At 62.1% G+C, this 14,046-nt stretch carries 12 protein-coding genes; 7 read left to right on the top strand and 5 right to left on the bottom strand.

Annotated features, from left to right (window positions below; all coding sequences use genetic code 11):
• Positions 1 to 18: 18 nt before the first annotated feature.
• From H096_RS23050 to H096_RS23030, 5 genes are all read right to left on the bottom strand, one after another.
• Positions 19 to 3,369, bottom strand: coding sequence for a hypothetical protein (locus H096_RS23050; RefSeq protein WP_033901640.1), 3,351 nt, complete (start codon positions 3,367 to 3,369; stop codon positions 19 to 21).
• Positions 3,370 to 3,456: 87 nt separating this feature from the next.
• Positions 3,457 to 4,608, bottom strand: coding sequence for a MalY/PatB family protein (locus H096_RS23045; RefSeq protein ID WP_033901639.1), 1,152 nt, complete (start codon positions 4,606 to 4,608; stop codon positions 3,457 to 3,459).
• Between the two features lie 59 nt (positions 4,609 to 4,667).
• Complete coding sequence (locus H096_RS23040; RefSeq protein ID WP_033901638.1) at positions 4,668 to 5,261, bottom strand: NAD(P)H-dependent oxidoreductase; 594 nt, start codon at positions 5,259 to 5,261, stop codon at positions 4,668 to 4,670.
• A complete protein-coding gene (locus H096_RS23035) occupies positions 5,258 to 5,698 on the bottom strand; it encodes a GNAT family N-acetyltransferase (RefSeq protein ID WP_033901636.1) in 441 nt (146 codons plus the stop codon). The genes H096_RS23040 and H096_RS23035 overlap by 4 nt, the downstream gene beginning before the upstream one ends.
• Before the next feature lie 800 nt (positions 5,699 to 6,498).
• Entirely contained in the window at positions 6,499 to 7,350 is an 852-nt protein-coding gene (locus tag H096_RS23030) for a LysR substrate-binding domain-containing protein (protein WP_033901635.1), read from the bottom strand.
• Between the two features lie 244 nt (positions 7,351 to 7,594).
• Here H096_RS23030 and H096_RS23025 point away from each other — a divergent pair, with 244 nt between their 5' ends.
• From H096_RS23025 to H096_RS22995, 7 genes are read left to right on the top strand one after another with little or no spacing between them, the layout of a single operon-like run.
• Positions 7,595 to 8,416, top strand: coding sequence for a transporter substrate-binding domain-containing protein (locus H096_RS23025; RefSeq protein ID WP_033901634.1), 822 nt, complete (start codon positions 7,595 to 7,597; stop codon positions 8,414 to 8,416).
• A 1-nt stretch (position 8,417) separates the two neighbouring features.
• Positions 8,418 to 9,224 (top strand): transporter substrate-binding domain-containing protein, encoded by an 807-nt coding sequence (locus tag H096_RS23020; protein ID WP_033901633.1) that lies wholly within the window; start codon positions 8,418 to 8,420, stop codon positions 9,222 to 9,224.
• A complete protein-coding gene (locus H096_RS23015; protein ID WP_033901632.1) occupies positions 9,217 to 10,638 on the top strand; it encodes an FAD-binding oxidoreductase in 1,422 nt (473 codons plus the stop codon). The genes H096_RS23020 and H096_RS23015 overlap by 8 nt, the downstream gene beginning before the upstream one ends.
• Positions 10,635 to 11,837: an aminotransferase class I/II-fold pyridoxal phosphate-dependent enzyme gene (locus H096_RS23010; protein ID WP_033901631.1), complete on the top strand. Its 1,203-nt coding sequence runs from the start codon at positions 10,635 to 10,637 to the stop codon at positions 11,835 to 11,837. The genes H096_RS23015 and H096_RS23010 overlap by 4 nt, the downstream gene beginning before the upstream one ends.
• Entirely contained in the window at positions 11,834 to 12,559 is a 726-nt protein-coding gene (locus tag H096_RS23005; RefSeq protein ID WP_016977968.1) for an amino acid ABC transporter permease, read from the top strand. The genes H096_RS23010 and H096_RS23005 overlap by 4 nt, the downstream gene beginning before the upstream one ends.
• A complete protein-coding gene (locus H096_RS23000; RefSeq protein WP_033901630.1) occupies positions 12,549 to 13,232 on the top strand; it encodes an amino acid ABC transporter permease in 684 nt (227 codons plus the stop codon). The genes H096_RS23005 and H096_RS23000 overlap by 11 nt, the downstream gene beginning before the upstream one ends.
• Positions 13,219 to 14,043, top strand: coding sequence for an amino acid ABC transporter ATP-binding protein (locus tag H096_RS22995; RefSeq protein ID WP_033901629.1), 825 nt, complete (start codon positions 13,219 to 13,221; stop codon positions 14,041 to 14,043). The genes H096_RS23000 and H096_RS22995 overlap by 14 nt, the downstream gene beginning before the upstream one ends.
• Positions 14,044 to 14,046 lie beyond the last annotated feature (3 nt).

The following is a 14,046-nucleotide window of genomic DNA, read 5'->3' as shown; positions in this document are numbered from 1 at the left end:
GGCGGGGGCATTCATGACTCAAGCGATTTTCGGTCCACTACCACCCGGTGGATGTGGCTCCGGTTTCTCTGGCGGTGCGTCCGTCGGCAAGTTCTTCGGCGCCTTGTTCGGGTCTTCGTAGTCCTTGTGCAAGCCCCCATCCAGCCGGTTGCTCGACGAACCGCCTTTTTGCGGGGTCTCGTCGAAGTGTTCCCATTCCGACTGCTGGAAGCGGAAGATGCTGTCGTCGGTTGGCGCGTCGCGACCACCGTAATGGTGGATTTCGTAGTGGGCGTATTCGACTTTGTCAGCCCAGTTGTCCTGCAATAGACCGTCGCCGGCCAGGTCGCGGTACCAGTCGTTTTCCTTCTCGGTCGCCTTCTGCTTTTTGTTGTGGTCGACGAAGTAGCCGATGATCCCGCCGACCACCGCCAACACCACGCCCACCAGGAACAACGGCCCGGTCAACGCCGCCGCCGTGCCCGCGCCAAACAGCGCCGCAGCTCCCAGTACGCCCGCCGAAGCACCAAACGCACCGCCCGCTACTTGCAGGCCGCCGGCCGCCTGGGCCAGGGGATCTTTGTCTTTCACGCCGCTCTTGATCGCCAGCGCACCCAACACGATGTCGGCAAAACCGCCGGCAATGTCCGTGGCCGGGCCGAGCACCTTGATCACGGAACCGGCGATCTTCGCCGATTTAGACGCGCCCAGCTTGGCCGCACCCGCAGCCGCCAGGCCGTCATCCAGGTGCGTGGCCAGGCCTTCGGTGGCCTCGGTGACTGCCTTGTCGCCGTCGCCGAACATCTTGGCGATACCGTCGTACTGGCTGTCCGGCACGGCATCGAGGGCGGTGGCAATCTTGGATTTGACCTCGGAGGGCAATTCGCTGACGCGGAACTCGAAGTTCGGCTCCTGCATGCCGGTCTTGCCCCAGATCTCCGGTAAGGTCTTGTCCAGCCCCAGGAAGTCCACCAGGCCGCCTTTGCCCAGGGTTTCACCGATCTTGTCGCCCAGGCGCACGAAGTGGCTGGAGCCGCCGGCAAAGCTCAGGAAGTCCTTGGCGATGGTCATGCGCTGCGCCGGGGTTTCACCCAGCTTGCCGCCTTTGCCCACCAGTTGGTAAATCCCGGAGAACAGGCTCACGCCGGCGCCCAGGGAGCCAAGGATGCCCTTGCTGTTGAGGGTGTTGAACACCTCGCCAAGCATGCCGCGATCGGCCACCGGAATGTAGGGTTTGCTCAAGGCGGTTTTCAGGTCGGCTTCGCTGATCGCACCGTTTTTCTGGTAGACGGCGCCCAGCTCTTCCAGGGCCTTGGTGACAGCGGCGGATTTTTCCTTGCCTTGCAGGCCCTCGTTGAGGAATTTTTCCAGGGTTTCCTGGGTACGGCGCGGCAAGTCCAGCACGTTGCCCTTGAGCACGCCTTTGAGCAAGCCGAACAGGTCCTTGGTCGCCAGTTCTTTGTTCTCGTCGGAGATCTTGCTCGGGTCCGACAGGATCGCGTTGAGGTCGGTGGTCAAACCGTCGGCCTGGATATTCTGCGCGGCCTTGCTCGCGGCTTCCGGGTCGAACAGCGACAACGACGTCAGGGTATCGCTGAGGTCTTTCTGCGCTTCAAAGGTCTTGCCCTGGCTTTGCAGGTCCTTGAGGTACAGCACGTAATCCGGGTTGGAGGTGAGGTCCAGCAGCTTCTGCTTGATCTCGTCCTTGTTGGGCAGTTTGTTGATCGCCTCGTCCATCTTCGACTTGTAGTCAGCCTGCACGGTCGGGTCGTTGAACAGCTCGCCGATCTGCTTTTGCACGGCCTTGCCGTCGATAATGTCGTGCATGTCAGCCGAGGTCAGCTCGGTCTGCTTGTCATCGAATTCGCGCCAGGTGGTGTTGAACGGGCGCTTGGCCTCTTCGTAGCCGGTGATGCCGTGGCCGTTCTGGTAGGCCGCCTGGGCTTCGAGGGCGCGAACCAGCTTGGCGCGTGGGTCGTCCTTGGGGATCGAGCCGTTTTTCACGCCTTCGCGGTAGGTGTCGATCAGTTGGGTGGTGGCCAACTCGCTGACGCTGAGGGTGGGCGACTTATCGTCCTTTTCATCGGCATGCACGCCAGTGTCCAGGTTCAGCACATCCAGCTCATCGGCCTTGGGCAGGTTGTGCTTGGCGCGGGTGTCGTCCACCGAGCTGGCGCTCCAGGCTTCCCACTTGGCCGCGACATCGTCGTAGAGCTGTGGGCTGAGTTCCTTGGAGACGATGACCTTGCCTTCGCTGGTCTCGTAGCGGATCAGGCCGTCGCCCAATTCGTCCGGGGAGCCGAAGGTGATGTCGGTGTTCTTCAGGAAGTCATTCGGCCCGGCCAGCTTGTAGCCTTCGCCTTCGCTGGTGTGGATCTTGGCCCAGGTGTCATTGGCGGTGGCGACGCTCTTGAACAGCTCGGGACTGACGTCGGCCGACACTACCACCTTGGTGCCGTCATGCAGTTCATAGGTGAGGATGTTGTCTTTCTGGTCGTTGTTCCAGTTGAAATTCTTGTAATCGTTGAGGCCCGGTACTGGCGTATTGGCGTCGGCCAGCACCGCGCCGTTGTTCAGCTCGCCTTCCACCACGGCTTTCTTGCCGGGATCGGTGTAGACCTCGTGCAGGCCGGCCAGGTAATCGAACAGCTTGGGGTTGTCGTCGCGGGCCACCACCATCTTCTGGCCGTTGCTTTCGAAGCGGATCAGGCCTGGGCCGACTTCATCGACCGGGCCAACCGCCGTGCCGCCGTAGGGTGGCCACACTTCATTGTCGCTGGCGCGCTTGTAGCCGGCGTCTTCACTGGTGGACAGGCCGGTGAAGCTGGCATAGGCGTCCTTGGCTTTCTGGAACGCCTCGGGGTTGTCGCGCTGGCTGATGACAACCTTGGTGCCGTCCTGGGTCTCGTAGCGGATCACGCCTGGCCCGGTTTCATCCGGTGGGCCGAGGGATTTGTAGTCGGCGAGTTTTGCCGGGGCGCTGCCATCGGCGCCGAGGCTCTGGTAGCCGGCATTCTGGCTGGCGACGACGCCGGAGAGGGACTTGAAGTCGGTACTGACCTGCTTGAACAGCTCGGGGCTGTCCTGTTCGCTGACGATGACTTTCTTGCCGTCCTGGGTCTCATAACGAATCAACCCCGGACCGACTTCATCGGGCGGGCCGATGGCCTTGTAGTCGGCCAGTGCCGGCGGTGGCGTTGCGTCCTTGGCGGCCAACTCATAGCCGTCCTTCTTGCTGGCATCCAACCCGGACGGCGTCTTGTCGTGGGCCTCGACCTTCTTGTTATTGGCGCTGTTCTTGAGCAGCACATGGAACGGCGCGCCGGACTTGGGCGGCGTGCGGGGAAGGGCTTTGGGGTCGGACGAGCGATCGAGGGGCTGGGTCGTCATGCCATGGAACTCCTGCTGTAGCCGGTTGTGGCGGTCGGCAAAAACAGTAACAGCAGGGGTTCGGCACTCGTTGCGAAAAGTTGTGAATTAGGCCTGACGGTTGCGCAGCGCGCGCTCCATGCGTTGCAGGCCTTCTTCCAGCATGGCCCGTGGGCAGCCGAAGTTCAGGCGCACGAATTGCTGGCTGTCGTCACCAAACTCGATCCCGGCGCTCAAGCCGACCTTGGCCTGCTCCAGGAAAAACTGCTGTGGGTCATCCAGGCCCAGGGCGCTGCAATCCAGCCAAGCCAGGTAGGTGCCTTGTGGCGCATGCATGACCACGCCAGGCAGGCGGGTTTGCACGGCGTCGAGCAGGTAGTCACGGTTGCTTTGCAGGTACTGCACCAGCGCGTCGAGCCAATCACTGCACTGGCTGTAGGCCGCGCGGGTGGCTTCCAGGCCCAGGGGGCTGACGCTGTCGACCATGCCGCAACGGGCATTATTGAAGCGCTCGCGGATCTCGGCGTTCTGGATCACCGCAAAGCAGGTCTTCAGGCCGGCCACGTTGTAGGCCTTGCTCGCCGACATCAGGGTAATGGTGCGCTGGGCAATCTCGGGGCTGAGGCTGGCGGTGGGGATGTGGCGGCGGCCGTCGAAGCACAGTTCGGCATGGATCTCGTCGGAGATGATCAGCGCGCCGTGTTCCAGGCAGGCGTTGGCCACGGCCAGCAGTTCTTCGCGCGGGAAAACTTTGCCCATGGGGTTGTGCGGGTTGCTCAGCAACAGCGCACCCGCGCCGGTCAGCGCCTGGCGCATCGCAGGCATTGGCGTGAGGTATTCGCCGTTGATCAGCTCGAAGGGCACTTCGATGCGCGGCAGGTTCCAGTGTCCCGGCGCCAGGCGAATCGGCCGGTAGTTGGGGGTTTGCAGCACCACCGGCTGGCCCGGCTTTACAAACGCGTGCAGCGCCATATTGAAGCCGGGCTCGACGCCGGGCAGGAACAGCAACTCATCCGGCTGCACGCGCCAAGCGTACTTGGCCCACAGGTCGGCGATGATTGCCTCGCGCACATCCGGCCCGGCGACGCTGTAGCCCAGCACCTGTTGGTCGAGGCGCGCGTGCAGGGCTTGCAGGACGGCGGGCGGGGCGGCGACGTCCATGTCGGCGATCCACATCGGCAACACGTCTTGCGGGTAACGGTTCCACTTGGTGCTGCCGGTGCCGAGGCGGGGGTGGATCGTGTCGAAATCAAAGCTCATGGGGGGCTCGTATCAGGAAGTCAGGCGCAAGAATGGCGCTGATTCTAGCGCCATTATTTTTATAGGCCAGAGCCGATTGCCACCGCGAGTTGCCGGTGCGCCTGTTCCAGGGCGCGGTTGACCGCTTCTTCACCGCGCACCATGGCCGGCAGGTAGACGAAATCCACCGAGTGAATGCCCACCGTCGACAGGATGGTGCTCATGTACGGGGTCAGGAAGTCCGGCTCATGGCCCTTGCGGGCGTTACCTGAACTGACCAGCACAAAGGTGCGCCGGTCCTGCAGCAAGCCGACTTTGGCGAACTGTTCATTCACGGTAAAACTGCGCTGGATGCGCACCACATGGTCGATCCAGGCCTTGAGCGCCGCCGGCACGGTGAAATTATGCACGGGGGTGCACAGGATCAGCAGGTCGCAGGCTTCCAATTCCACAATCAATTGTTCCGAGAGTGCCGTGGCGCTGCCGCTGAGTCCGCCGGGGGTGGTCAGCGCGTTGGCATATTCACGGGTCAGGGGCGGCAATGCCTGGCCGCCGTAGTCACGCTCGGTCACCGCGGCGTCGGGTACCAGGTCGCGCAACAAGGCGCGGGCCAGTTTGAAGGTCTGTGCGGCTTTGCCGTGGGGGCTGAAACTGAGGAGCAGGGCGCGGGTCATTGGCTCAGGTCCTGGGAGAAGTGCATGCCCAGGGGCAGCAGGCCCTGGCGGAAATAGAAGCGCTGGGCCAGGGCCATGTGCATGCCGGTGTCCAGTACCAGCCAGCGGTAGCCTCGGGCGCGGGTTTCTTCGCGTACGCGGTCCAGCAGGTGTTCGCCCAGGCGGCGCCTTTGTTGCGTGGCGTCTACGACCAGGTCATCTACGTAGATGAAGCGGCCGTACAGGGTGTTTTCGGTTAGCCGATAGCCGGCGAGGCCGATTACCTTGCCGCGTTCTTTTGCTGCCAGCAGGTGGTAGCCGTTTTGCCGTTGGCGCTGGATTTGTTCGGCGAATGCTGGGGCGTCGGTGAGGTGGGGGCGCAGTTGGTGCATGACTGGGAAGCTGGCGATGAGGTCGGCTTCGGTTTCCAGGTGGGTGAATTCGATGTGGTCATTCATGGTGAGCCTTTGTGCTTTTTAGGATGCGCCATTGTTGAGGGTGTGGCGAGAGGCGGACAGGGGCATGATTGGACATGTGGGTTGGGGCATATCCGTTATTTAGGTAACGGCTGCTTAGGGTTCCGCCCTTACGGCGGCTCACTTTGGAAAAGCCCCAAAGTAAGCAAAGGGCTCTTGCCCCAACACTCGGCACCTCGCCTAGGCTCGGTGTGCCCTCACTCCGGCTTGAATCCGTGGGCCGCCGCGATGGGCCATCCTTGGCCCAGCGCGGCTAACCCGGCGTCCTGCCGGGTTACCCACGGATTCAAGCCTGCGTTCGGCCAGCGTGTTTGACGGGGCGCCTCAGATCAAAAGCCAGAGCAAGAGCGACTCGCTTCGCATCGTAGATACGTTGGTGTGTATCCCGTTTTTTTGCATCATCGTTGACGACCATCGCGGGCAAGCCCAGCTCCCACAGGAAAACGCACACGCTTCAACGTTTCGGTCGGCTATTAGGCCGCCGCGCTCTGCTTTTGATTGTGATCTTGATCTTAGGCGCCCCGTTAAACACGCTGGCCGGAATTCGGCAGGGATTTGGGGGGTAAACCGGCAGGGATGCCGGTTTAGCCGCCCCGCGCCATGGATGGCGCGTGGCGGCGGCCCCCCAAATCACTGTCGGATTACGGGCACACCGAGCGTGAGCGAGGTGCCGAGTGTTGGGGCAAGAGCCCTTTGGTTACTTTGGGGCTCTTTTCCAAAGTGACCCGCCGTAAGGGCGGAACCTATTTCAGCCATCACCCAAATAACGGATATGCCCCCAATCACAACCCCTGACTCCCCCGAATCAAATCATAAGCCTTCCTGGCAATCGGATTCGCCGTATTCGGCCGAATCCAAAGGTAATACGTCACCTCCGGCAACCGCGGCAACCCATCCGTCTCCCCCAACACCCGCATATCCGGCCCCAACATCTCCATACTCCGCGGCGTCACCCCCAACCCCGCCCGAGTCGCCGCCTTGATCCCGATCAAATTCGAAGCCAGATACGCCTGGCGCCAAGGAATATTCGCCCGCTCCAACGCCTCCAACGCATAACGCCGATAAATGCTCGGTTCATCCACCAGAATCAGCGGCAACGGCTCACTTGGCTGGTGAATATACTGGGCCGAACAAATCCACCACACCGGCGATGTGCGCAACGCAAACCCCTCAAGGTTCGGATCAGATCGCGTGGAAATCACCATATCCACCTTGCCCCGATGCAAGTCATCCATCAAAAACGGACTGCGCCCCACATCGATCTCCAACCGCAAACGCGGCGCCGAGCGAGCAATGTGGCTAAGGATCGGCGGCAAGATCGTGTCAGCAATATCGTGAGGCGACCCAATACGCAGCACACCACTCAAGCTGCTCTCACGCAGCGAATTCAACGCATCGTCATTCAGTGACAGCATCTGCCGCGCATGGCGCAGCAACTGCAAGCCCGGCTCGGTCAGTTGCTTTTGCCGGCCACGCTTCTCGAACAGACTGACCCCCACTTGCTGCTCCAGGCGTTGCATGTGCTGGGTCACGGACGATTGGGTGCGCGACAGGTGCATGCCGGCGCCGGCGAAGCTGTGGTGGTCGACCACGGCAATAAAGGTGCGCAGCAGTTCAAGGTCAAGGGTCGACATGGCCGGCTCCAGAGGCGGTTTTTATATCAAGCGTGTGAAGTTAAACATTACAGATATTTATGTATGGGTGAAGCGTATTTTTAGCGCGCCCCGTAAATAGTGGCATATGTCGTAATTGTAGGTTGTGCAGACACGGCAAGTTATAACGATATGAGATATTTGCATTTCCGTTGCCCCCACACTCTCCCTAGCATGCCCCTCCATCAGGTCGGGGTACGCCGATCATTTGCCAGGGGGAAGTCCAATGAAGTTGAAAAAATGGTTGCCGGTGGCCCTCGGGTCGATCATCGCGTTGGGCAGCAGCGTGGCGGCGCAAGCCGATGCGACCCTGGACAAGATCGAGCAGCGTCATGTGCTGGTGGTCGGCGTGCTGCTGTCTGGCGGGCCATTCGGCAGCATTGACCCGGCCACGCAAAAGCCCAAGGGCCTGAACGTCGACCTGGCCAACGAACTGGGGCGTCAACTCAAGGCAGAGGTGCAATTGGTGCCGGTGTTGCCGGCCAACCGTGTGCAGTTCCTGCAACAGGGCAAGGTCGACTTGCTGATCGCCAATATGGAATGGACCGCCGAGCGCGGTGAGATCCTCGGTTTTGTGCCGACCCCGTTCTATCGTATTGGCGGCGCGGCGGCGGTGCTCAAGAGCAGCAAGATCGCCCGCTGGGAAGACCTCAAGGATCAGCCCGTGTGCACTTCGCAGGGCAGCAGCTACGTGAAGCCGCTGACTGAGTTCGGCGCACAGCTCAAGGCATTCAAGAGTTCTTCCGAATCCCTGCTGGCCCTGCGTGGCAACAACTGCGTGGCGGCGGTGCATGACTCGACGCTGATCAACCCGTTGATCAATGACAGTCCTGAGTGGAAGGACTACCGCGTCATTACCCCGGAACTCAACCCGGCGCCTTCGGTGATCTGGACCCGTCGCGGCGAAAGCGATACCCAGGCCAAGCTCGATCCGATCGTCAAGGAACTGCACCGCAGCGGCTGGCTGATCGACGCCCAGACCCGCAACCGCATCAGCCCGGCCTCGCCGGCGCTGGTGGAATTGCAGCAACAGTTCAAGGGCGCCTGATATGCACTTCAAAACCTTCACCGCCCTCGGCCTGGCCCTGTGCGCCGGCTTCGCCCAGGCCGATGCCACCCTCGACAAGATCCAGCAACGCCACGCCATCAGCGTCGGGGTGATTCTCAGCGGGCCGCCGTTCGGCACCCTGGACCCCAAGACCGGTGAGCACCTGGGCTACAACGTCGAACTGGCCAAGGGCATCGGCGAGGCGCTGGGCGTCGAGACCAAGACCGTATCGGTACTGGCGCCCAACCGCGTGCAGTTCCTGCTGCAGGGCAAGGTCGACATCCTGATCGCCAATATGCAGTTCACCGAAGAGCGTGCCGAGATCCTCGATTACGTGCCCACACCCTACGAAGAAGTCGGCGGCGCGGCGTTGATCCGCAAAGGCGCTGGCATCCAGCAGTGGGCCGACCTCAAGGACAAGCCGGTGTGCGTGTCCCAGGGCAGCAACTTCATCAAACCGCTACAAGAGACCTACGGCACGCAGATCAAGGCGTTCCGCAGCCAGTCCGAGTCGCTGTTGTCGCTGCGCGGCAATGGGTGTGTGGCGGCGGTGCACGTCAGCCCGACCATGCATGCCTTGCTCAGTGATGCCGAATGGGAGGGCTATGAAATTCCGTTGCCGGGCGACCTGATTCCGTCCAACTCGGTGATCTGGATCCGCAAGGGCGAACACGACACCCAGGCCAAGCTCGATGCCATCGTGAAGGGTTGGCATAAAAGCGGTTTCCTGATCGCCCTCGGCGAGCGTACCGGCATGGCGCCGTCCCAGGCCCTGCGCGATTTGCATGAGCAATACAGCCATGAGTGATGCGTTGTTCGCCACCTTGCAACAGTTGCTCGGCGCGGCCCATGTGCAAACCAGCGAGCAAGCGGCGCACTACCTCACTGACAAACAGGGTCGTTATACCGGCCACGTGATCGCGGCGGTGCATCCGGCCAACACCGAGGAAGTGGCGGCGGTGGTGCGAGCTTGCGTGGCGCTGAAGGCGCCCATCGTGGTGCAGGGTGGCAATACGGGGTTGATGGCCGGCGCTACGCCGGATGCCAGCGGACGTTCGGTGTTGCTGTTGCTGGACCGCATGAACCGCGTGCGTTCGGTCGACACCGACAACGACACCCTGACCGTCGAAGCCGGGTGCATCCTGCAACATGTCCAGGACGCGGCCCGTGCAACCGATCGCCTGTTTCCCCTGAGCCTCGGCGCCGAGGGCAGTTGCACCCTTGGCGGCAACCTCGGCACCAATGCCGGCGGCACTGGCGTGCTGCGTTATGGCAATACCCGTGAGCTGACCCTGGGCCTGGAAGTGGTGACCGCCGAAGGCGAGATCTGGCATGGCCTGCGCGGGTTGCGCAAGGACAACACCGGCTATGACCTGCGCGACCTGTATATCGGCAGCGAAGGCACCCTCGGCATTATCACGGCCGCCACCTTGAAGCTGTTTCCGCTGCCCAAGGCCCAGGCGACCGCGTTGCTGGCGTTTGATGAGCTGGCGCAAGCCGTCGCTTTTCTGTCCCATGCCCGTGCCGGTTTTGGTGCGAGCCTGACGGCGTTCGAATTACTCACTGCTGATTGCCTGGCGCTGTTGCGCGATCAGTTTCCGGAGGGCCCGCAGCCGTTCAAGACGGCCAATCAGCCCTGGTTCGCCCTGATTGAACTCTCTGACAATCACGGCGAAAGCCATGCCCGCGAAGCCTTCGAGGCCGTGCTTGGCGAGGCCTTCGAAAAGCAGTTGATCAGCGACGCCCTGATCGCTGAAAGCCTGGCGCAAAGCGAAGCCCTGTGGTTGCTGCGCGAAAACATGAGCGAGGCGCAAAAGCGTGCCGGGCGCAATATGAAGCACGATATCTCGGTGCCGATCTCGCAAGTGGTCGCCTTTGTGGCGCACACCGACGCGTTGTTGCAGCAGCATTTTCCCGGCGTGCGTCACTTCACCTTCGGCCACTTGGGCGACGGCAACCTGCATTACAACGTGGCCCATCCACTGGATTCGACAGTGGACGCGCACATGGCGCACTACGCCGAACTCAGCGCCCTGGTACACGACAGTGCCCATGCCCACGGTGGCTCGATCAGTGCCGAACACGGTATCGGCCAGCGCAAGGTCGGCCTGCTCAGCCGCTATAAAAGCCCGGTGGAGCTGGACCTGATGCGCCGCATCAAGCAGGCGCTGGATCCGCACAACCTGCTCAACCCCGGCAAAGTCCTTGAGGTACAGCCATGACCCTACGCCTGTCCCAACGCGTGCAGCGGGTCTCGCTGTCCGCCAACGCCGCCGCCAAATCCCGCGCCACTGAGTTGCGCGAGGCGGGGCGCGATATCCTCGATCTCACCACCGGCGAGCCGGATTTCGATACCCCCGAACACATCAAGCAGGCGGCCTATGCCGCGATCGCCGGCGGCGCTACCAAATACACGCCGACGCCCGGTGTAAAAGCCTTGCGCTTGGCCGTGCAACGCAAGCTGGCGGATGAAAACCGCCTGGACTATCCACTGTCGTCCATTGTGATCGCCAACGGTGCCAAGCAGATCATCTTCAACGCGTTTGCCGCGACCCTGGATGACGGTGATGAAGTGCTGGTGCCGACACCCTACTGGCCATCGTTCCCCGACAGCGTACGCTTCAATGGCGGCGAGCCGGTGTTCATCGAATGTGGGCTGGAGCAGGGCTGCAAACTGCTGCCGGCCCAGCTAGAGCAGCACATCACTGCGCGTACGCGCTGGCTGATCCTCAATGGCCCTGGCAACCCGAGCGGCGCGGTGTACAGCGAAACCGAACTGCGCGAGTTGGCCGAAGTGCTGCGTCGTCATCCCCAGGTGCTGGTCCTGCTGGATGAACTCTACGAACACATCCGTTTCGATGGCCGCCCGGCGCAGAGTCTGCTGAACGTTGCTCCGGACTTGCTCGACCGCTGTCTGCTGGTGGGCGGTGTGTCCAAGACCTACGCCATGACGGGCTGGCGCATCGGCTTTGGGGCGGGGCCGAAAACCTTGACCGATGCCATCGCAGTGGTGCAATCCCAATCCACTTCTGGTGCGTCCTCGGTGGGCCAGGCGGCTGCATTGGCGGCTTACAACGGTGGGCTGGACTTTCTTGCGGAGCACGTCGCGGCTTATCAACTACGCCGGGATGTTCTGGTGGAAACGCTTGCAGCCGTTGACGGCCTGGAAGTCCTGGAGCCCCAGGGCGGTTTCTTCGTCTTCGTGCGTTGCGCCGCGCTGCTGGGACGCGTTCGCCCGGACGGCCAGCGCATCAACAATGACGATGACCTGGTGGCCTGGCTGTTGGAGGAGGGCGTCGCCGGAGTGGCGGGCAGTGCCTATGGCCTGTCGCCGTGGTTCCGCCTGTCCATCGCCACGGCGACTGACAGCGTTGCAGAAGCCGGACGGCGTATCGCAAGCGCCTGCGGAAAGTTGCAATGATGGAGGTTTTCGTCCACTGGGCTGCGGGTATCGGCCTGAACTACAACTTTCTGTTGGATGCCTACCAGCGTGGCACGCTGGTCCAGGGCGCGCTGACCACCGGCCTGCTGTGCCTGTTCACCATTATTGGCAGCCTGTTGGCGGGCATCACGCTTGCGGCGATGCTCACCTCGGGTAACCCGTGGCTGGCCAAACCGGCGCGGGTGTTCGTCGAAGTCACGCGCAACACGCCGACCCTGGTGCAGCTGTACTGCGCGTTCCTGGTGCTGAACATGCTGCTGACCCAGGCAGTCGGTGCGGCCAACCCGCTGACGCCGTTTGCCTGGGTGGTGATCGTGATCTCCCTGCACAAAGGTGCGTTTCATGCCGAGGCTTTGCGCGCCGGCATCGAAGCAGTGCCTGCCGTGACCCTGGAAGCTGCCAGTTCCCTTGCTTTCAGCAGCCGGCAGTTGCTGTGGAATGTGCAGTTGCCCCTGGCGCTGCGTTTTGCCCTGCCGTCGCTGATCAACAACCTGATCGACCTGGTGAAGATGACCGCCGTGGCTTCCGCGATTGCGGTGGGCGACATCACCTACGCGGCCATCATGATCTGGACCCAGAGCGATAACGTGCTGGAACTGATGATCCTGATCCTGAGCTTTTTCGGCCTGCTGAGTTTTATCGTCAATTGTGTGGGGCGCTGGCTGGAAGCGCGCCTGAGGATGCCCGGCTATGGCCATTGATTCATTCCCGGTGTTGTCGGCGTTGCTGCAATGGTCACCGGCACTGGTGGCCGGTTTCGGCCAGAACATCTTGATCAGCGTGGTGGCGATTGCCCTGGGCTCGATGCTGGGGTTGTTGATCGGTGCGTTGGCCTTGTCGCCGTTGGGCTTTGTCGCGCGGCTGTGGGTGCAGGTGTTTCGCAATGCGCCGTGGCTGGTGCTGATCTATTTCACCACCTACGTGTTCCCGTTCGAGATCCACATCGGCAGCAGCTACGTGTCGTTCCCCGATTGGGTCAAGGTCACCATCGGCCTGGCGTTGCCGGCCAGCGCCAACGTGGCGGAGATCTTCCGTGGCGCCATCGGTTCGATCCCCAGCACCCAATGGGAAGCCGCGCGCTCCCTGGCGTTTACCCGTGGCCAGTTGTTTCGTTCGATCATCCTGCCGCAGTGCTTCAAGCGCATGTTGCCGCCGTGGATGAACCTGTACGCCGTGGTCACCATGGGCACCGCGCTGGCCTCGCTGGTGGGCGTGCACGACGTGATCGACACCGCGCAGATCGCCAGCAACACCGTGAACATGACTGGCTTTACCGTGCTGATCTACTTGAGCCTGCTGGTGCTGTTCTTTGCCTATTGCTACCCGATTTCCCGTCTCACCCAACACCTGGAGCGCCGTTATGCCTTCTACTGAACCCTTGGTGAGCCTGCGGGATGTGCACCTGTCGTTCGGCGCCAACCCGGTGCTCAAGGGCATCGACCTCGACGTGCTGCGCGGCCAGGCGGTGTCGATCATCGGCCCGTCGGGGTCGGGCAAGTCGACGATCCTGCGCTGCATCACCGGTTTATTGCAGCCTCAGCGCGGCAGCATCCGCGTGGGCCAGACCCAGGTCGATACCTTGGCCCAGGAAGCCCAGCGCATCGAGTTGCGTAAGCGCGTCGGGTTTGTGTTCCAACAGTACAACCTGTTCCCGCACTTGTCGGTGCTGGAAAACCTGGTGATCGCCCCGCGCAAGGTGCTCGGCCGCAACCGTGCCGACGCCGAGAAAGACGCTCGCGCCTTGCTGGCCAAGGTGCGCATGGAGCACAAGGCCGATGCCTATCCCGGCCAACTGTCCGGTGGCCAGCAGCAACGCGTGGCGATTGCCCGGGCGTTGGCGATGCGTCCGGAGCTGATCCTGTTTGACGAAGTGACGTCGGCACTGGACCCGGAGACCGTCGGCGAAGTGCTGACGGTGATCCGCGAACTTACCGAAGAGGGCATGACCTGCGTGTTGGTCACCCACGAAATGCGCTTCGCCGAAGAGATCAGCGACGTGGTGTATTTCACCGAAAACGGCGTGATTGTCGAGCATGGCAGCGCGCAGCAGATCTTCCAGAACCCGGCCAGCGAACGCACCCAGACGTTCCTGCGCCATGCCTTGGGCGACACGGGGCGCCGTGGCCCCATCGCCCACGACCCGTACCTGTTGACCAATTTGAGCCGTTACAGCCTGTCTGTCTGATAA

The sequence above is a fragment of the Pseudomonas sp. FH1 genome (genome assembly GCF_000510895.2).
Taxonomy (GTDB): Bacteria; Pseudomonadota; Gammaproteobacteria; order Pseudomonadales; family Pseudomonadaceae; genus Aquipseudomonas; species Aquipseudomonas azotoformans_A.
Note: the sequence above shows the minus strand (reverse complement) of the source record. Positions and strands in the feature narration are given on the sequence as shown.